The 19,745-nt window shown below is 50.0% G+C and carries 18 protein-coding genes; 14 read left to right on the forward strand and 4 right to left on the reverse strand.

The window, feature by feature from the left end; translation table 11 throughout:
• The first annotated feature begins 278 nt into the window (after positions 1 to 278).
• The 3 genes from P40081_RS04225 to P40081_RS39205 all read left to right on the forward strand — a co-directional run bounded on the left by P40081_RS04225 (position 279) and on the right by P40081_RS39205 (position 1,526).
• Positions 279 to 518, forward strand: a complete 240-nt coding sequence (locus tag P40081_RS04225) for a NifU family protein (RefSeq protein ID WP_042133566.1) — start codon at positions 279 to 281, stop codon at positions 516 to 518.
• 70 nt (positions 519 to 588) lie between these two features.
• On the forward strand, positions 589 to 1,128 hold the full coding sequence (locus P40081_RS04230) for a universal stress protein (protein ID WP_231575281.1): 540 nt from the start codon (positions 589 to 591) through the stop codon (positions 1,126 to 1,128).
• 254 nt (positions 1,129 to 1,382) lie between these two features.
• Entirely contained in the window at positions 1,383 to 1,526 is a 144-nt protein-coding gene (locus tag P40081_RS39205; protein WP_231575282.1) for a hypothetical protein, read from the forward strand.
• 24 nt (positions 1,527 to 1,550) lie between these two features.
• Here P40081_RS39205 and P40081_RS39990 read toward each other — a convergent pair whose 3' ends face one another.
• Genes P40081_RS39990 through P40081_RS04235 form a run of 3 tightly spaced genes read right to left on the reverse strand, consistent with a single transcriptional unit; the run spans position 1,551 to position 2,950 of the window.
• On the reverse strand, positions 1,551 to 1,862 hold the full coding sequence (locus P40081_RS39990; RefSeq protein WP_081970402.1) for an IS3 family transposase: 312 nt from the start codon (positions 1,860 to 1,862) through the stop codon (positions 1,551 to 1,553).
• Positions 1,863 to 1,871: 9 nt separating this feature from the next.
• On the reverse strand, positions 1,872 to 2,006 hold the full coding sequence (locus P40081_RS39705; RefSeq protein WP_269323227.1) for a hypothetical protein: 135 nt from the start codon (positions 2,004 to 2,006) through the stop codon (positions 1,872 to 1,874).
• A gap of 2 nt (positions 2,007 to 2,008) precedes the next feature.
• Positions 2,009 to 2,950: a helix-turn-helix domain-containing protein gene (locus tag P40081_RS04235; RefSeq protein ID WP_039292517.1), complete on the reverse strand. Its 942-nt coding sequence runs from the start codon at positions 2,948 to 2,950 to the stop codon at positions 2,009 to 2,011.
• Between the two features lie 176 nt (positions 2,951 to 3,126).
• On the opposite strand from P40081_RS04235, the gene P40081_RS04240 reads away from it, so the two are divergent.
• The 7 genes from P40081_RS04240 (at position 3,127) to pcp (ending at position 14,605) form a co-directional block, all read left to right on the forward strand.
• A complete protein-coding gene (locus P40081_RS04240; protein WP_042133568.1) occupies positions 3,127 to 4,146 on the forward strand; it encodes a glycoside hydrolase family 88/105 protein in 1,020 nt (339 codons plus the stop codon).
• Between the two features lie 12 nt (positions 4,147 to 4,158).
• A complete protein-coding gene (gnpA, locus tag P40081_RS04245; protein ID WP_042133571.1) occupies positions 4,159 to 6,321 on the forward strand; it encodes a 1,3-beta-galactosyl-N-acetylhexosamine phosphorylase in 2,163 nt (720 codons plus the stop codon).
• A gap of 555 nt (positions 6,322 to 6,876) precedes the next feature.
• Positions 6,877 to 8,145, forward strand: coding sequence for a helix-turn-helix domain-containing protein (locus P40081_RS04250; RefSeq protein ID WP_042133573.1), 1,269 nt, complete (start codon positions 6,877 to 6,879; stop codon positions 8,143 to 8,145).
• Between the two features lie 54 nt (positions 8,146 to 8,199).
• A complete protein-coding gene (locus P40081_RS04255; protein WP_042133575.1) occupies positions 8,200 to 9,366 on the forward strand; it encodes a GyrI-like domain-containing protein in 1,167 nt (388 codons plus the stop codon).
• 250 nt (positions 9,367 to 9,616) lie between these two features.
• Entirely contained in the window at positions 9,617 to 10,387 is a 771-nt protein-coding gene (yaaA, locus tag P40081_RS04260) for a peroxide stress protein YaaA (protein WP_042133576.1), read from the forward strand.
• A 200-nt stretch (positions 10,388 to 10,587) separates the two neighbouring features.
• The gene (locus tag P40081_RS04265) at positions 10,588 to 13,950 is read left to right on the forward strand and encodes a hypothetical protein (RefSeq protein WP_042133578.1); all 3,363 of its coding nucleotides are present in this window, start codon (positions 10,588 to 10,590) and stop codon (positions 13,948 to 13,950) included.
• A 43-nt stretch (positions 13,951 to 13,993) separates the two neighbouring features.
• On the forward strand, positions 13,994 to 14,605 hold the full coding sequence (pcp, locus tag P40081_RS04270; protein ID WP_042133580.1) for a pyroglutamyl-peptidase I: 612 nt from the start codon (positions 13,994 to 13,996) through the stop codon (positions 14,603 to 14,605).
• On the opposite strand, the gene P40081_RS04275 is transcribed toward pcp, so the two are convergent.
• Entirely contained in the window at positions 14,574 to 15,023 is a 450-nt protein-coding gene (locus tag P40081_RS04275; protein ID WP_042133582.1) for an acetyltransferase, read from the reverse strand. The two genes, pcp and P40081_RS04275, sit on opposite strands and share 32 nt — an antisense overlap.
• Before the next feature lie 95 nt (positions 15,024 to 15,118).
• Between P40081_RS04275 and P40081_RS39710 the strand changes: the two genes are divergently transcribed.
• The 4 genes from P40081_RS39710 (at position 15,119) to P40081_RS04290 (ending at position 19,675) form a co-directional block, all read left to right on the forward strand.
• The gene (locus tag P40081_RS39710; protein ID WP_269323228.1) at positions 15,119 to 15,241 is read left to right on the forward strand and encodes a hypothetical protein; all 123 of its coding nucleotides are present in this window, start codon (positions 15,119 to 15,121) and stop codon (positions 15,239 to 15,241) included.
• 481 nt (positions 15,242 to 15,722) lie between these two features.
• Entirely contained in the window at positions 15,723 to 16,850 is a 1,128-nt protein-coding gene (locus tag P40081_RS04280) for an ROK family transcriptional regulator (RefSeq protein ID WP_042133584.1), read from the forward strand.
• A gap of 268 nt (positions 16,851 to 17,118) precedes the next feature.
• Positions 17,119 to 18,630, forward strand: a complete 1,512-nt coding sequence (locus P40081_RS04285) for a sugar ABC transporter ATP-binding protein (protein ID WP_042133586.1) — start codon at positions 17,119 to 17,121, stop codon at positions 18,628 to 18,630.
• Positions 18,631 to 18,640: 10 nt separating this feature from the next.
• Complete coding sequence (locus tag P40081_RS04290) at positions 18,641 to 19,675, forward strand: ABC transporter permease (RefSeq protein WP_042140737.1); 1,035 nt, start codon at positions 18,641 to 18,643, stop codon at positions 19,673 to 19,675.
• The last annotated feature ends 70 nt before the right edge of the window (positions 19,676 to 19,745 follow it).

Below are 19,745 nucleotides of genomic sequence, written 5' to 3' on the forward strand. Positions count from 1 at the left end.
GGAAGTACGAGGTGTTGGTAATGAAGAAAAAGAATTCGGACAATTCAGAACTAGCTCAACTTACCCGGGAGATACGGAAACTTCAGTTCTACTACAATATGCTGTCAGGATTGAGCGCAAGCTGTGGTGCGTTGATACCTTTAGACTCTGTTTATACGCTTATAAGGGAACTTTCGGATCAAGAGGCCATTCTTAGGCAAAAAGCAAAGGATCACTCAGACTATCTAGGTTGAAAAAGAGAATTGACTGTTGGTAAAACAATGATAGGAGCTGGAATTATGGAGGAGAATGGAATTTTATTCGATGAAGTATCGGAAGTGCTTCTCAAACTACGTCCTTTCTTACTGCGTGACGGCGGAGATGCTGAACTCGTCGAGGTGGAGAACGGTATAGCCAAATTAAGATTTTTGGGAGCTTGCAACGGTTGCCCAAGTGCTACGATTACGTTAAAGGCTGCTATTGAGCGCGCAATTCTTGAGGAAATCGATGAGATTAAAGAGGTTGTACAAGTATTCTAACTTCCTTTTAACAGAAGAGGCTGTTATACAAAAATCCGCATAGAAGGTGTCGCCGGAAAGGAACCTCTTCATGGGTTCCTTATTCAATAATCATACCGTTCTTCATCATGAGGATGACATCCGCAGAGAAAAAATGCCGAATCAATTAAGACATACGAAGGAAAGGATTGATTTAATAATGTTCGAGAAAATTTTCGTGGCCATCGATAAATCTGAAATAACTAACAAAATCCTTGAAGCAACCGTTGAAATTGCACAAAACAAAAATACTCAGGTAACTTTGGTGAATGTCAGCCATGCATATGTAAACAGCGGAATGCCATATATACCAGAGAGCTACTTGGAAGAAATGTTAAATGAGATGGAAAAGATGAGTTTAGAACAGCTTCAACAAGCCCGATTCAAATTAGCGGCTGAAGGGATCTTTGCAGAAACGATTCATCTTAAGGGAGACCCAGCGCATGAAATATTAAATTATGCAAAAAACACCAAACAGCAACTAATTATTATTGGAAGTCGGGGGCTAAGCGGTATTAAAGAAATGATGTTAGGTAGTGTCAGTCACAAAGTTTCACAGTTATCAAATTGCCCCGTCCTGATTGTTCACTAAATTTCATAACGGGACGGCTCCCTTACGGGCAACAGTTGGATAATAACGTCCAAATTAAGATACGTTTATCCAATTACTAATGTTATCAATCGATTGATGTAGCGGGGAAATATCTGATGCCGGGCTGATCATGCGCATGTCCATCTGTTTGCAGATGGTAAGCCGTTCACGTTGCCCGTCAGCGAAGGGCTGCTGCATTTTGCCTATCATCATATTCTGAAACGAAGCTTGGCCGGAGTGTACTGAAGAAAAGAATGAAGCGGAATGCTCTGACCGCACTGTATTCGGGGGTAACCACTATGCGCAGTGTAGGGGAGTTCTTCTATACAGATGTTCAGTTAAGGGATGAAATGAAGGCGAACCAGTATGTTGGGCCTAATCTGCTGGTCAGTGGATGAGCTGCTTGATTCGGTATGGGGCATTCAGGAGTGATCCTCTGCGAGTTTATCCACCTGCTTGTTGTAAGACGCACGTAAACCAAGTTCCCGCATGTACTTTCCTACTGTCCGTTCGCTAATAATATAGCCCTCTTCCCTTAAGAGGAGGGTGATTCTTGGACTGCCGTACTGGCCGTGGTTAGCCTCAAAGAGGTAAGCGACCCGCTTTAGAAGTAAGGCTTTGCGCTTCGCCTGAGGGCTGACTTCGGTGCTTCTCCATTTGTAAAATCCGCTCCGCGATACTTCAAGAATGCTGCACAGCCTCTCTACCGTAAATTCGGAGCTATGGTCTTCGATGAACTGAAATCATTGTGCTTTAGATTGCGGAAGATATACGCGGGTCTTTTTTAGGACGGCAAGCTCCTCTTCTTTTGCCAGCACCTGCTTGTTCAGTTCGTGAATCTTGTCTGCAAGGACAGACTTTTCACCCTTATTATTCATTCTCATACCCACCCCGTAAATTCCAGAATACTTGCCTTCGCCGACTGTGTCTCGGACTGGGCACTCTTACGCCATTCCTTGGGTGACGTGCCCATTAGCTTAGAGAAGCAGCGGTTGAAGCTGGAGATGGAATGAAACCCCACCTTCTCAGAAATCTCAAGAATAGAATCCTCGGTGCTCTTCAGCTGCTTACAAGCCTCTTCGATCCGGGTACTGCTCAGGAAATCGAGAGGGGCGGTGCCCATCATTTCATGGAATTTGCGGCGGAAGTGGGTGGTGCTCAGGTGGCAGAGGTCGGCCAGGAAGTCGATGGTCATCGGCAGCATATAGTTTCTGGTGATATACTCCAGTGCCGGGGAGATGACGAAGTCGCCCTTCAGATTATGCCCTGCTTCCTGATCGGTCAGCGCCTCATTCGTGGAATGGATTCGGAGCAGCTCGATATACAGGGACAGCAATAAGCCATAGGCGCTCTCCTGATAATAAGGCTTCTGCTGCTGCAATTCCTCCACGATCGACGTGGCCAGACTATACACCATGGGGTGCTTATCCTTATTCAGGATACAGTTCTTCCCCAGCACCGCCCACAAATTGGGCTCGAAGTTGCTATAGGCGCTCTTGAAGGAATGCTGAAAGAGGTCCTCCGGCGAGAAAAAGAGATAAGACCACAGACTGGCCTCACCCGGAGAACTATACGTCGTATGCGGAAGGTACCGGGGGAGGAAGGTCACATCACCGGCTGTAAAAGGTACAGACTCGCCTTTGATCTCCATGATGCCGCTATCCGAATAACAAATCCCAATCTCCAGGTGGTTATGGAAATGGAGGTGCTCGCTCTTGATATCGGAGATCTTCCAGCGTTCCCCGCTTAACAGCAGCACTGGGAAATGGATCGGCAGGCTGTAGTGGCGGTACTCGATGACGGGTTTCTTTTTTCTGGGCATATCCGGGGGCTCCTCTATAATATTAAAATAGATAAATGGTCGAAAATGCGCAGTTTTGCTGTGAATATGCTTAGATATAGAATATTTTACTGCTTACAATGGAGTATGTAAAGCGCTTGCAATGAGACGGATAGTAAGCGCTATTGAGGCGCGTGAGACAAGAGAGGGGTAATAAGATGATTCAAGTGGATTTCAACAGGGAAGAGATTCTGAGCATTATTGACAAGGTCACCACCAAAACACTGGCGATGGACTTAACATGGGACTGGCCTTGCGGCGTAGCTTATTATGGGGTATCCAGAGCTTATCAGACTACAGGGAACAAGGAGTACCTGGACAGGCTGGTTCAGTGGGCGGATGAATATATTGAGCTGGGGCTGCCGGACTGGACGGTCAACACTTGTGCCATGGGCCACATGCTGATCACCTTGTATGAAGCGACTGGAGAGCAGAAATATTGGGATATTGCGATGAGCAAGGTGGAATACATCCGGAAGAATGCACTGCGGTTCGGAGACAATGTGCTGCAGCATACGGTATCGATTTCTAATGATTTTCCGGAACAGGCTTGGGCGGATACGCTGTTTATGGCGGCATTCTTCCTGCTGCGTGTGGGCAGTAAGCTGAAGGATCAGGAGCTGATCCAGGATGCTCTTAACCAATACTACTGGCATATCAAATACCTGCAGGATCCTGGCACCGGCTTCTGGTTCCATGGCTATAACAATGTGAAGCAGGATCATATGTCCGGATTATACTGGGGCAGAGCGAATGCCTGGGGTGCGTATACGATGTCGCAGGTGAAGCCGCTTTTGAAGGACTGGTATTTGTATCCGCAGTGTATGGACGTGGAATGTTCGCTCCGTGATCAGCTGGCGGCGCTGAAGCTTGTCCAGACAGATAACGGCTTGTGGCGGACGGTGCTGGATGATGAGGAATCTTATGAAGAAGTATCGGCATCCTGCGGCATTGCGGCGGCGATGATCAACAACGGCAACCCGCTGCACACCAAATACGTGCAAAAAGCGTTAAAAGGCATTCTTGCAAACATCAGCGAAGACGGACGTGTCCTGGGCGTATCCGGCGGCACAGCCGTAATGAAGGACCGCGAAGGGTACCGCAATATTCCAAAAGACTGGATTCAAGGCTGGGGCCAAGGCTTAGCGCTTGCTTTCTTGTCCGATATGCTTAAATAGGAGGGAACCGAATTGTCCAAACCATCAACAGGCGCATTCACACTGCCGGGAGAATCCGGTTACGAAGCGCTAACGCTTGAACTCGCTGAACGCTGGGGTGCCGATGTCATCCGTGACAGTGACGGTACACAGTTATCTGATGAGATTATCAATGCCGGATACGGCATTTATTCTACAGTCTGTATCATCCGGGACCATAATGAATGGGCGTCGCAGAACCCGGATAAGCTGCAGCAGAGCTTCCTTATTACGAATCCGAAGGTGGCTGTGCAGGATTATTTATCGGTCTACCTGATGGAGGATTTCTTCGCTGAACAGTTCAGAGTGAATGATTCCCGTGAGGCGTTCAAGTACTGGCAGGTGTATGACCGGACGACCGGTGAGGAAGTACCGCGAGAGCAATGGAATTACGACCGGGAATCAGGCAATGTGGTGCTTACCGGAATCGTACCTTGGCATAAATACACCGTCAGCTTCATGGCCTACCGGATCTGGGAAGAGATCTCGATGTACAATCACACCACGAACAACTGGAACAAAGAGCATCTGATGCAGATTGATCCTATGTATCAGGACACGCAGAAGTACCTGCTGGACTGGATGGAAGACTGGTGTGTGAAGCATAAAGAAACAACGGTTGTCCGCTTTACTTCCCTGTTCTATAATTTCGCCTGGATCTGGGGCAGCAGTGAGCGTAACCGTCATCTGTTCTCAGACTGGGGTTCCTATGATTTCACGGTGAGTGCCAGAGGTCTGGATCTGTTCGCGCAGCAATACGGCTATTCGCTGACGGCAGAGGATTTCGTGAACGGCGGCAAATACCGCGTCAGTCATATCCCGGCGGAGCAGCGCAAGCTGGACTATATGGCTTTTATCAATGATTTCGTGATCCGATTCGGCAAGCAGTTAATAGATATTGTGCATAAGCATGACAAGCTGGCGTATGTCTTCTACGATGACAGCTGGGTTGGCGCAGAGCCTTACAATGACCGCTTCGGTGAGTTTGGTTTCGACGGAATGATCAAATGTGTGTTCTCCGGATATGAAGCAAGGCTCTGTTCAGGGGTGAAAGTGGATACGCATGAGATACGGCTGCATCCGTACTTGTTTCCGGTGGGTTTAGGCGGCGCGCCTACCTTCATGGAAGGGGGGAATCCGACACTGGATGCCAAAAAATACTGGATCAACATCCGGCGTGCCCTCCTGCGTGAGCCGATTGACCGGATTGGCCTGGGCGGATATCTGCATCTGGTCGAGCCTTACCCGGATTTCTGTGATTATATCGAGAAGATTGCGAATGAATTCAGAGAGATTAAGGAGCTGCATGAGCAAGGCAAGCCATATCATATCAAGACCAAGGTTGCTATTCTGCATAGCTGGGGCAAGCTGAGATCTTGGACCTTGTCCGGCCACTTCCATGAGACGTATATGCATGATCTGATTCACATTAATGAAGCTCTATCCGGTCTGCCGGTTGAGGTGCAGTTCATTGATTTCGAGGATATCCGCCAGGGCGTGCTGCAGCATGTGGATGTAGTGATTAATGCAGGCAGTGCCGGTACAGCCTGGAGCGGCGGGGACTACTGGAAAGACAGCAAGTCTGTAGATGTCCTGACCAAATGGGTGTATGAGGGCGGTACCTTTATCGGGATTAACCAGCCTTCAGCGGTTGAGGGATACGACAGCTACTTCAGAATGGCGCATGTTCTGGGTGTGGATGAGGACACGGGTGCGCGGGTAGCTCACGGCAAATGGGCGTATGAGGTTCAAGCTGAGCAAGGTCTGGTGCCTGATGGCGCCAGCATTACACCGAAGAACGGTGTCCATCTTACGGATGGTTCCGCTGCTGTGATGAGTGAGTTGGACGGTAAGATTACATTGTCTACGAATAACTTTGGTAAGGGTAAGGGAATCTACCTGCCTTCCTTCGAATTCGGCTGGGAGAATACCCGCCTGCTGCTGAACCTGATCCGCTATGCCGGTAAGGAGCTACAGGAAACGAAATATATTCCGGATAACCTCTATACCGAGTGCGCGTATTATCCGGAGAGCAAGATGCTTGTCGTGATCAATAACAGCGACCAGCTGCAAAAGACTACGATCGAGACGGAGTATGGTCCGCAGACTCTGGAATTGGAACCGTTCGATACGATTATTCGGACTATTTGGGAATAGGAATGTGAAAAAGCTCAAGCCTGGGGTGTTATGCCGGGCTTGGGCTTTTTGTGTTGTGTGAGATGTTAAACGGGCCCAATGTATGCGAAAAATCGAATACAATGTGCCGGCGATAGGGTAGATTGGCCCAATGTATGCGAAAAATCGAATACAATGTGCCGGCGATAGGGGAGATTGGCCCAATGTATGCGAAAAATCGAATACAATGTGCCAGCGATAGGGGAGATTGGCCCAATGTATGCGAAAAATCGAATACAATGTGCCAGCGATGGGGTAAATGAGCCCAATGTATGCGAAAAACCGAATACAATGTGCCGGCGATAGGGTGAATGGGCCCAATGTATGCGGAAAATCGAATACAATGTGCCGGCGATAGGGGAGATTGGCCCAATGTATGCGAAAAACCGAATACAATGTGCCGATGATAGGGGAGATTGGCTCAATGTATGCGAAAAACCGAATACAATGTGTTACTGGAAGGATTCCCCTAACCTTTGTGGAATTACAAAGCAAAGACGCTGAAGCTTTCAGCGACAGGCTCCCGGAGGACTTCCCATGGACAAATCCGCCCGCTTCAAACAATCCATAGCCTTCATAGAGGAACGTTTATACGAAGACATCAACCTTGGACAAGCTGCGCAGGCCGGTTACACGTCGCTGATGCAGCTGTATCGTGACTTCTACACCTATACCGGACATTCGGTAAAAGAATACATACGCAAGCGCAGGCTGTCAGCCGCGCTCGGGCTGATCCGAGCTTCGCAGCGTCCGCTTGCTGAGATTGCCTACTCCTGCGGCTATAGCTCCCAGCAGGCTTTGTGCAAATACGTGAAATCCGCAACCCATATGACACCGCTAGAGTACCAGAAGAGTGAAGCCTGCTACTTCTTCCCCAGATTCGACAGTGAAACCATCCGGCAGGTAACGGTCACCGCTGAAACGATCCCCAAGACCTTACGCGCGAAATTCTATCATCCCAAGCAGTACGGCATTGAGCAACAAGCGCTAGAAGCGCTGCATTTTCTAATACCTGAATACCAGGGCAGAATCTTCGGCAGAGACGGGCAGCAGCGGGACGGCTTATTCTGTTATGAGCTCGCTGTGGAGTATGGTGCGGATTTGCTAGACACACTGGCAGACAGTACTTTTCAGGGAATAAAGGTGGCTCAAGAATTCAGTTCAACCTTCGCGAAGACAACCGTTAGGAACGATGAGGCCGAGATCGGGCTGGCGTGGGATTATCTCTATCTGAAGTGGCTGCGAACCAGTATGTTCGTGCAGGATGATGTGCGTTATTTCGAAGAATATATCTGCAAAAGCGGGCAAGTGAGGAAGCTGATTCTGTATCTGCCAGTGAAGAGGCGGACGGATTATGACAAGATCAGTGTGAATTTCTGTGCAGGTCTAGAGTTTCTGGTGTCGTCCCGGGAAGGGGATCAGGCAGAGGAGGAGGCATCTGCTGCGGTGATGAACTATATATCCCTTCATACCCCTGAGGTGATAAGCACAGTAAAGGAGTTCTATGTAGCCCAAAGCGGCTTAAGCTACACCTGCGGTGTGTGTCTGGAACAGACGATAGAGCTTCCCGTGAATAGCAGGCTTAAAATATTGCGGGTTGCCGAAGGCCATTATGCGATGCTCGAGAGGGACAGTTGTAGTGACCGCGGAGTGTTTATTGCTCTTTTGGATACATGGATACAGGAGCACGGATGGAGCAAGGATGAGCTGCCTGCTTTTACTACCTATGAGACCGGAGGTCAGGGTGACCCGGATGCTATCACAATGAGAGTGTGGATCAAGCTGAAAGATGTTAAGAACGGATAATATTTAGTACGCGTTCATCTATAAACTAGATTTATATAGGAAAGGAGCACACAAATGAATCTAAGAAAACAAGCACTGCCGCAGCATGCGCCCGAAGACTACAGCCCCCGCGTGAAGCCGGTAATCCTGAGAATGGTGGAGGAGATGAAGCAGATGGAGATTCCAAGTGAGATTCAGGTAGAACAGATTACGGAGCTGTGCAGTATTGTGGACCGGCCGGAGATGAAAGTGGTGGGCATCGCGCTGCCGGTTTCGTATGAGAGCCGGGGATATGGCGGTTTCCATGGGTCTGAGCATGCGAGCTGTACGTTGAATGATTACTTGTATACCAAGAAGCTGACTTCAGAAGGCGATATCGCGCTCCTCTCCGGTCTCATCACCCAGCAAATCAAAGGTAAAGAGGTTGTTACCGTACGATCAGAGGTGCAGGGTGACGGCAATTATAAAATCATTGTGGGATATGAGGTAAGCAGCTTCGACGGGTTACCCGCACATTTGCCGGAATATACTGAGACGCTTACAGTGCCTGCATGCCGCTATGCCAAAGTCCTGATCAATGAGACAAAGGAGGCTGGACGGATCGGCTATGATGAGCGGATGCATGCAGATGAATATTTCATCGGCCAGTTCCGTAATGACACCAGCTACGTCTATAACCCTTCCGGCCTTAGCTTCAATACATATGATGACTCAGGGGAGATTCTCACCAAATACGAACCCGTTAAGATACCGGGAAATGATGCGGAGCGGTTTGACTCTTTGCGCTTCAAGGCGGTGACAATGCCGGAGATGAAGATCGCCTGCAGCATGACGCTGCCGGATGATGAGGAGTTTGTAATCACGAAATATTTTGACGTGCAGGACCAGGTATTCGCCACTGAGGCGGCTAAATATTATCTGCATGATTATTACGGTTTTCCGGTGAACAGTGAGGAGGAGGGGAAGGTTAACTCCTGCTTCGGCACCAGAGTCAGCACCTTTGAGTCACTTCCTGACTGCGTTGAAAAGATTACGGTGCCCGGAGGCATCTATCTGCACATTACCCAGCTCGAAGTGAATGGTGATAATCCCGGCATGCCGTATGATGTGGCGTTCAATCATCTGGATGAGCTATTCCTGAATGCTCACCCTGAATATACGCGTGACTGGAGCAGGCATGTGATCGCCCGTTTCCGGCAGGCGAACTGTGCCTCCGTATTTGTGCCGCTTGCCAGCGAATAACTAAATAAGATGGATAGAAGAAATAACAAAAAGCGGAAGGAGCGAAGGGGGATTTTGGGAACTGTAGGAGCGGTAATAATCAAGAAATCTGGGGACAACAGCGGCTGGAAGTCCAAATATTCACCGCAGTGACGACTAAGGTTTAAGTTAGTATACTAAGTTAGTATCTTGAGTTCAGCTTATATAATATAAATTATGATAGTATAAAGGTACATTTAGTTTTCCCCGCGGGGGTAGAAAAGGGAGCAGCATGAGGATCATTATATCGCCTGCCAAGAAGATGAAGACGGACACGGATTTCTTGGATTACCGCCAAGTGCCGCAGTTCATCAGCGATTCGCAGACTCTTCTGGCCTTATTACGCAAGTTGAATTATGAAGAAGCCAAAGCGCTATGGAAATGCAATGATGCCATCGTCACGCTGAATATGGAACGGATCCGGGAGATGGATGTCACCAGGAATCTGACGCCGGCTATCTTCTCATATGAGGGAATACAGTACCAGTACATGGCGCCCGGAATCTTTCAGACGGAGGAGCTGGATTATCTTCAGCAGCATTTGCGGATTTTATCCGGATTCTATGGAGTCGTCAGACCTTTTGACGGCGTTGTGCCGTACAGGCTGGAGATGCAGGCTAAGCTGGGTGGTAAGGGCTTCAGTTCTCTCTATGAGTTCTGGAATAGAAGACTGGCGGACCAGCTGTTCGCGGAGAGTGACATCATTCTGAACCTGGCTTCCAAGGAATACAGCAAATGTATCTCTCCGTACATTGGCAAGGACGCTCGAATGATTAGTGTGGTGTTCGGGCAGGACATCGGCGGCAAGGTGGTTGAGCGGGCGACGCTGGTCAAGATGGCCAGGGGTGAAATGGTCCGCTACATGGCCGAGCGGCAAATTACCCGCGTGGAGGATATCAAAGGCTTCGACGGGTTTGATTTCGCATTTGCGGAAGCCTTGTCGGATGAGAAGACGTATGTGTTTATCCAACAGAAGCGCGATAAGAATGAAATGGTAGAGTAAGGCTTGCAACGGGTAATCTTGAAGACGGTTGAATAACCGGATTGGGGTTGCCTTTTTTTTGTTAAGGAGATTATCTAAACTGAATAAAAGAAAATAACAATAGCGCAAATATTCACCGTAGTGACAATTGCGTTTAAGTTAGTATCTCTTAAGTTCAGCCTATAATGAATGGAACCAGAACAGGTTAACGAGGAGGACTTATGATTTTGAGAAGAGATCCATTGGACAAGCAGAGCTTACTTAAAGAACTGGATTCACTAGGTTACTCCGACAGAATCAGAAAAGTAACGACATTGGGCCGTGAGCACCTTGGATCAGCCAAGTACTCCGAATTACTGGCCTCATTACTGGAGGGCGGTGCGTATGAAGCGCGCCTTGCCTTAATGGGTGCCATCGCCACACTGGATGCCCCGGTTATTCTGTCTGCGCTGCGGCATCCCCTGGCAAGTATCAGGAACACGGCTGCGGGCCTATTGGCTAAAGCAGCTTCAGATGAAGAAATAGAACGTGAGCTCCCGCACTTATCACATGATTGCCGCCGCAAGCTGCTTCGCACCATTTCACAGATAGACCGTCAGGAGCTGGCGGAACGCCTGTTACCCTTGGTATACGCCCGGTGGGGTGCGGAGGAGGCAGCAATTATACTGCAGGCCTGCCATGCGGCAACGGTTAGCACGTGGCTTGCGGATATCGGGTTTGCCATCAGAGACTGGAAGAAGTTAGCCAGCCGGCATCTTGATGTAGTAGCGGAATACTTCGCAGCCACGCTGGAGAGCACCCCACTCAGGGAAAAAGGGCATGTCTGGTCGAGGTTCTCGTCTGCTATGGAGCATCTGTGCAATCATAAGGCGGATCTGATGCTTGCGTGTGCACTGAATCACGGGCCTATGGGAATTATACATCCTGCACTCAAAGAACATCTGGGCACACTTGTACGCCAGAATCCGGATAAGGTGTTTCAGCTGCTGACACAAACGGAATTGCGGAGCGATCTGCTGTCCCATGGTGTTCCTGAGGCTGTGCTGAAAAGAAAGAAAGTTCTGTCTATAGACCAGTGGATCGGGATTGCGAAATTACTCGCAGATTACCCTATGCATGTAGCGAAGCTGCTTGAACATATGGCGCCGTCTAACCGCAAGGTGATTTTTGATGCCGTGTATGAGGAGGATAGACGCAAAGAGCGGATTTTCCCGGAAAAATTACTGTATGTATTGCCGCATGCCTTGCGTGATAAGGAGGCTGCCCGGATGTTTGGCCTTCGTGAGATCAAGGATAACCGGGACCGGACCATTCGTATTGCCGCCTGCCGCTCCATTCTCTATTCAAGGGAGCCGCTTGAGCTGGCCACACGGGTATCTGGTGCAGACGAACGTGCTACGGCGCTTATGCAGCTGATAAGAAGTACGGTTCTGTCGAGGCAGGGGATGAATGAAACCCTGGTATATCTGGGCCGGATTAAGAATGACCAGGACCCTGTCCGCAGCGCAGTGTTCAAGGAGCTGTCGGAAAGTCCTGCGTCTGTATACGAGGATGCCCATGTGCAGGCGCTTACTTTACTCGTTGATAGTGTTATCGATGCCAGAGATATCTCGTATGGAACGAAGTTCTCTGTCCAGCAGCTGGCCTTTGCTATTCTGCGGCATAACGCAGGGCAGCCTCACGGTGAGCTGTTCAAGTTTGCGCTAGATACAATCAGGAAGCTGGCTAAGCAGAACGGGCAGCTATCCCTTCCATCACTAGAGAAACTGCCCCAGGGAGTAGAAGAGATGATCTTCGACGGCATATATGCCTTTGCTGCACAGGCCAACCGGACAGAGAACTACTATCTGGTAATGAGCCTGGCGGGTTCTTTTGGCAAAAGAGGTCACGGTATTATTAAACTTCAGAATCTGTTAAAGGAAGCCACGAGGTCCACGGCAGATGCAATAGCTATGCGTGCAACCCGGCTCTGGCTTGAACCACATCAGATGCGTGATGCCAGAGTTAAGGAACTTTTGGCCTCGGATAAATCGTATATTACGATCCATGAAGTGTTCCGGCACCTGCACTTGAAGCGTCAGGAGTGGCTCGATCCATTCATTTCGGGGGCTGTGATCAAAGGCAGGTTCCTGTCAGGCAAAACGATTTATCCCGTGCCGGCGGAGAGCGGATTCTACCGGTGGCTGCCGCGTCAGCAGCAAGCTTACAGTTCCCTCTTAGCGAAAATTGCGGATGATCCTAAGCGCAGTCTGTCCGAACGTGCAAGAGTGATCAGGATTATGGCCGGTATGCCTGATCTTGGCCCGGACAGGCTGCTTGGACTGGTACAGGATGGGGAAGTCGCTGTAGCAGAGGCGGCGCTTCATGCCCTGTCACTGCTGGAAGAGCCGGAGAAGGTGCTCCCCGTGCTGCTGGACAATCTGGATGGAGACCGGGCACGTGTAGCGATGTACTCCATACCAAGGTGCATCCGCAGAGTGAATCCGGTGTTATTGGTTACCTTGCTGAAGGAGCTGCTAAACCGGGATAAGCTGAAGATTACGGTCCGGAAAGAAGCCATCCGCTTGCTGGGCGCGTATAGAAGTGAGGACAGCCTTCCGCTGCTCCTGAACGAGCTCGGCAAACCAAGCGCCCATAAGGATGTGATCATCGCCATAGGGCATGCTGCAAAGCAGCTTTTGGATGATGAACGCAGCTGGGAGATTCTAAGGGCCATCGCTGCTTCCCCGCAAAGTGATATCGCACTAAGCTTATTATCCCAGCAGCCTAATGCTCTTCCGCTTGACTATAGACCGCGCTATCTGGCCTTAATCATTGAGATTGCCAATCATCCGGATACATCCGTTGGCAGGTATGCTTTTGCTGCTATGATTTGGTGGACTAATGTAAATGAAGATGTGATTGCTGCTGCCGCTGCTCAGGCGATTACGGACCTGGAAGACAGCACGAGATGGGAAGCTGCGGTGAACACGCTGATCGAAACCTGCCGCGACGGCAAGGTCAACGAGGTTGTAATTGGTGTTTGCCGGAAGCTGGCCGGTACAGGGATAAGCGGGGATTGGAATGCAGCTGCGGGAAGAGATTTGCCTCACCGGCAGCGCCTCCAGAAATTAATTAACCAGCTGACCTCGTTGCCGAAGAATACACGGATCCATCTTATCCCTTTGTACCTGGGACTGATCGCCTGCCACGCACCCGATGAGACTTTACAGCAGCTTGTGATGAAGTTGTATATCGCAGCCATGGACTGGAATAACGTGGTGGAATCCGCCGCGTATCTGAACCGGTTGGTTGATGGTATGTCAGATCAGCCGCAGCTGTTAAGCGAAGCGTACAGCCAGATCGCCCATAGTATACAAGACAGCGCAGGATACTGGAATCCGGAGATTCTGCTCGAAATTGTGGATGTGCTAGGAGCTGAACAGCGTTACGAATCCCCGTATATGGGACTTTCATTGCTGGAAGTAGCAGGACAGGCTCTACATTGGAGCCCGGAACCGGCAGAGCGTTTGCGGTCGTTCAGAAATCACACGAACCTTGCGGTCCGCTCGCGTGCGCTGAATATTTGGACAGCGAGGGAGTAGAGGTTAAGCTGACATGATCAGAAAGAAAGAGAGGCTACACGCTATGAAAATCCTTATAACAGGCTTCGAGCCGTTTGGCGGAGAGCTTGTCAATCCTTCGCTGGAGGCGGTACAGCGTCTGGAGAATTACATTGGCGGTGCGGAGATCATCAAGCGGTCTCTGCCCGTGGTGTTCCAGAAATCGGTGGAGACACTGATCGGGTATATCGGGGCCGAAAGGCCGGATGCGGTGGTCTGTATCGGACAGGCGGGCGGGGTCAGCGGCATTACGGTGGAACGGATTGCCGTTAATCTGATGGATGCTTCCATTGCCGATAACGAGGGCTGCCAGCCGGAGGATGTGCCGGTCTGCGCGGACGGACCGAATGCCTATTTTTCCAGCCTGCCTGTCAAAAGAATGGTTCAGACGATCAAAGACAACGGCCTGCCGGCCTTCCTCTCGAACAGCGCTGGAACTTATGTCTGCAACAACACCATGTACGGTCTGCTCCATCACATTGAGCAACATTATCCGGCTATGCGCGGCGGCTTCATCCATGTGCCCTATATCCCTGAGCAGGTGCTCGATAAACCGGGCAAGGCCAGCATGGCGCTGGGTGATATTGTTAAGGCTACCCGGATTGCTATATCTGTGATAGCTTCATATGCAGAATAGGCCAAGGCTGGCCTTGTTCATCCCGTTCAGACCGGTCATAGACCTGGAATCCCAGATGCTCGTAGAATCCGAGAGCCTGGGGATTTTGCTCATTCACATCCACGTAGAGTACGTTTAGAGTGTGCAGGGCATAAGTGACTAGCTGCTTACCAATGCCTTGTCCTCTGACGGCGGGGTCTACGAACAGCATTTCAATCTTCTGCTCCTGAACGCCGATGAAGCCGAGATAATGCTCCTGACCGGTATAGGCAAGCAAATGGGAGATATGTCCGATACCTTGATGAACCAAGGGACGTAATCCTTCAATATCCTGTTCTGTTAGGAAAAGATGCGTGGCACGGACCGCTGATTCCCAAATGTCCAGCAGCTCTTGTGATATATTCTGATCTCTATCTGTAATTTTTTGAATCCGGTTCATAGGCTCCTCCTGGCAATTTTGCTATGATTATAGCATACGACAAGGAATGGATTCTGAGGCTGATTTCATATATAACTGAATCGAGATGACGCGGCTTGAGACCAACGGTTAACCTGATTAAGTTTGGCGGAATCACATTCATTCTTTCCGGCATTCTCTTTTTTGCCCAGTATCTGTTTATGATGCCTATGCCTGCTCCCCCGCTGCCGGATGCTTAGCTGTTGTCCTGGCTTCATTCAGGCTCAACCGTTCGCTGTCATTTCTACCCTACTAAATCCTGCACGAAATACAACATTTCTCTATTAATATCAGTCCTATTCGGGAATTGTTGTATAAAAGGCAGGATTTCGCCTTCCAACAGGCGGTTGAGCAGGACAATTCTTGTAATTCATACAACAATTCTGACGAGGTGCCTATTATTTAGGGAGCAGAGTTGTAATACGTACAACATTAGGGTGTTTATGCGGTTGAATGTAATAGTCCAGCTAGTCTAGGGGCCGTAATTCGGACAAAACAACGCAATCCGGTGTGCAAGTGTGAAAAGACTAATGACGGGGAAATAAATACTTGATACAATGACCGTATATTAGTGAAAATATTCACAATTATAACATACATATGATTGCAAAAACGGATGTGATTGTATATTATATTTATATACATTATTAAAGTACATTTATAAAAGTCGGAGGCTATATAATGGCGACACATCGCTTGAACAGTATGGAAGTTAAAAAGATGAACCGGAACGCCATTTACCGATATCTGTATCACCGTGAATCTACTTCTATTCAAGAGATTGCGCAGGCGCTCAATCTAAGCCTGCCTACAGTTACCCAGAATCTTAAAGAGCTGCAGGAAAGAGAGCTGATCGAGGAGACCGGGTTGTTCGAATCCACCGGCGGCCGCAAAGCCAAGTCGATGGCCTGCAACAGTGTGGCGAGATATGCCATCGGGCTGGATGTGACCCTGAATCATGTGGGGATAGTCATCATTGATCTAAGCGGCAGAATCGTTAAGAATGTCAGAAACCATTTCCCCTTCGCGAACAGCGAGGTTTATTTCCAGGGGGTGGGCAAGCTGGTGGAGGATTTTGTGGAAGATTGTCAGCTTGACCGCAGCCGGATTCTGGGCGTGGGAATTGCGCTGCCCGCGATTCTGTCCGATGACCGCCAGACGGTGAGCTATGCCACGGTTATTGATTTCAAGGGGGGAAGTGTCCAGCGGTTCGCGGAATTCATCCCTTATCCTTGTATTCTCAGCAATGATGCGAATGCGGCCGGCTTCACCGAATTGTGGGGGGAGCAAGACATTCACAATGTAGTCTATTTATCCCTTAACAACAGCGTGGGCGGTTCAATTATAGTTAGTAACCAGATCTACGCCGGTCAGAACCACCGTGGCGGAGAGTTCGGACACATGACGATTATGCCTGAGGGCCGTACCTGCTATTGCGGGCAGAAGGGCTGTGTGGATGCCTATTGCTCAGCTAGAATACTATCGGACAGCACCGGGGGCAGCATTTCTGAATTTTTCCGGCTGTTGCGGGAGGGGAATGAGCCGCAAAAGGCTATATGGCAGGAGTACCTTGGCTACCTGGTGATTACAATTAACAACCTGCGGATGCTGTACGATTGCGATGTAATTCTCGGCGGTTATGCCGGAGCGTACATGGAGGAATACATTGATGGTCTCCAGGCGCTCGCGGCCCGGAAGAACACCTTCGAGCAGGACGGCACCTACCTCCGGGTCTGCAAATACAAGCTGGAGGCTACCGCCGTGGGAGCTGCGCTGGAACTGGTAACGGAGTTTATTGACAGCATCTAGATATACCCTTAATCAAAAGAATATCGTGTTCTTCTCCCGCTCCTCCGGAAGAGGGACGGTGCTGCATCTGCGGCTCCGCCCTCTGCCGGAGGCGTTTTTGTATGTCCGCCTTCAGAAAACCGCTAATTGAATGCGTTTCCATCACGCTTTAAGTTTTTGTTGACTTCAATACAAAACTGGCTATAATCTTATTTAGAAGGTTTTATAAAAGTACTTTAGTAACAATTGGAGCAGGCGGGAAATCAGTTCATCATTTGGGGGGAAAGGAATGGAACAGAGCATTAAACTCAGGGTGTCACAGATCGAGAAGTCCTTTCCGGGGGTCAAGGCGTTAGACAAGATTGATTTCAAGGTAAGAAAAGGTTCGGTGCATGTCCTGTGCGGCGAGAACGGTGCAGGTAAATCAACCCTCATGAAGATCATCAACGGCATTCACCAGCCGGATGGCGGGCAGATCTTCATAGACGAGAAGCCCGTCAGAATCAGCAACCCGATTCAGGCACGGAGCCTGGGGATTTCGATGATATTCCAGGAGCTGAATTATGTGCCGGAAATGACAGTGGAAGAGAACATCTTCCTCGGGAATCTGCCGGCGAACCGGTTCGGCAAGGTGGACTGGAAGCAGGTCAGAGCGCGTACCAAGGAGCTGCTGCGTGCAGAGAATCTGCCGTATTCCCCGACTACCCTGCTCAAGGACCTGACGGTGTCCGATATTCAGATGCTGGAAATTATGAAAGCGATTTCGTACAAGTCAGATATCATCATCATGGATGAGCCTACCTCTGCGATTACCCACGAGGAAGTAGATAAGCTGTTCGTGAAGATCAGGGAGCTGCAGGCCCGGGGCGTCAGCATTATCTACATCTCGCATAAGCTGGACGAGATTTTTCAGATCGCCGATGAGATTACCGTATTCCGGGACGGAACGGTAGTGGAGAGCCATCCCAAGGAGAAGCTGGACATTGAGACGGTGATCTCGCTGATGGTCGGCCGCAAGCTTACCAATACCTACCCGAAAGAAGAGGTAGAGATTGGCGACACCTTGCTGAAGGTAGAGAATCTGAGCGGTCACGGCGGTTATGAGAATGTAAGCTTCCATGCGCGCAAGGGGGAAATGGTCGGCTTCGCCGGACTGATCGGGGCAGGGAGAACCGAGGTGATGCGTTCGCTCTTCGGGCTTGATCCCATCGCCTCCGGGCAGGTGTACATCAAGGGCCGCGAGGTCACAATCAAGAACGTGGAGCAGAGCATCAGGCATGGTATGGTCATGCTCTCCGAGGACAGACGCAGATACGGGATCATTCCTATGCGGTCGGTGAAGGAGAATACGACCCTGTCTTCCCTGAAGAGCGTGTTCTACCGCTTCCGGCATCATGCCAAGGCCGAGCAGGATATCGTGTCGGAGATGTTCCAGAAGATGCGGGTGAAGACACCCTCGATGGATACAGTTATCGCCTCGCTGAGCGGAGGCAACCAGCAGAAGGTGGTGCTGGCCAAATGGATGATTCTGGGTCCGGATATTCTTATTCTGGATGAGCCTACCCGGGGCATCGACGTGGGTGCCAAATACGAAATCTATAAGCTGATGACCGATCTGGTCAAGGAGGGCAAGGTCGTCATTATGGTCTCCTCCGAGCTGCCCGAGCTGCTGGGGATGTGTGACCGGATTTACGTGATGGCCAAGGGCACGATTACCGGGGAGATCAGCCGGGAGGATTTCACCCAGGAGCAGATTATGAAGTACGCCACCGGAACGATTACATCAAATGAGGTGAACTGAATTGAAAGAGATGAATTGGAGCCAATTCTGGAGCACATTTAAAAAGACGTACAGCATCTATCTGGTGCTGCTGGCATTATTTATTGTCTGTTCTTTTGCCAACCCGAACTTTCTGTCCATTAATAACCTGACCAACATCTCCACCCAGCTGGCGGTAACTACCATCCTGGCGTTTGGCCAGACCCTGCTGATTATCAGCGGGATGCTGGATTTATCGCAGGGCTCTGTGCTGGCCCTTTCCGGAGTGTTTGCTGTATCCGCTTACAAATCTACAGGTTCCTTTACAGCCGCTATTGTAGTCGGCATCGTGACCGGCGTGGTGTGCAATATTGTCAATGCCGTGATGGTCAGCACCTTCAAGACGCCGCCCTTCATTGCGACACTGGCCATGCTGACGATGGCCCGCGGGGTTGCCCTCCTCTTCACCAAAGGACAGAACATCCTGCAGCTGGGGGATTTCACCGTCCTCGGCCAAGGCTCCATCGGCTTCATTCCTATCCCCGTGCTATTTCTGATTGCCTTTGCCCTTATCACCTGGTACATCTTGCGGCACACCAGGTTCGGACGCTCGCTGTTTGCAGTGGGCGGGAATGAAGAAGCGGCTACGGCTTCAGGTATCAACGTATCCAAGGTCAAATACACCGCTTTTATCATCAACGGTATCTTCGTAGGGGTTGCCGGAATTCTCTTCATGTCCCGGGTGAATGCCGGGCTTCCCAACGGTGCAATCAACTATGAATTCACGGCGCTGACGGCGGCGATCATCGGGGGCACCAGCTTCTCCGGCGGAATCGGTTCGGCGGGCGGCACCCTGGCTGGCGCCTTCATTGTAGGCTTCCTGGATAACATCATGAACCTGACCAATGTCGACTCTTACATGCAGCAGATTATCCGCGGGGCCATCATTGCGCTGGCGGTAATCTACGATATCCGGTCCAAGAACCGCAGAACCAAGAACACACTTGGCAGAATTGAAGACAAGAATGGCAAGAACGGCAAGAGCAGCGGACTCAAGAGGGAGCAGAGTCCGGGAATCGCCAAGTGACCCGGTACAGGTAAGAGGATGTCCAGGCAACCGGATTAAACAGCGGCGCTGTTTAAAATAAATAAAAGGG

Origin of the sequence: Paenibacillus sp. FSL P4-0081, assembly GCF_000758565.1 — a bacterium.
Lineage (GTDB): Bacteria > Bacillota > Bacilli > Paenibacillales > Paenibacillaceae > Paenibacillus_AQ > Paenibacillus_AQ phytohabitans.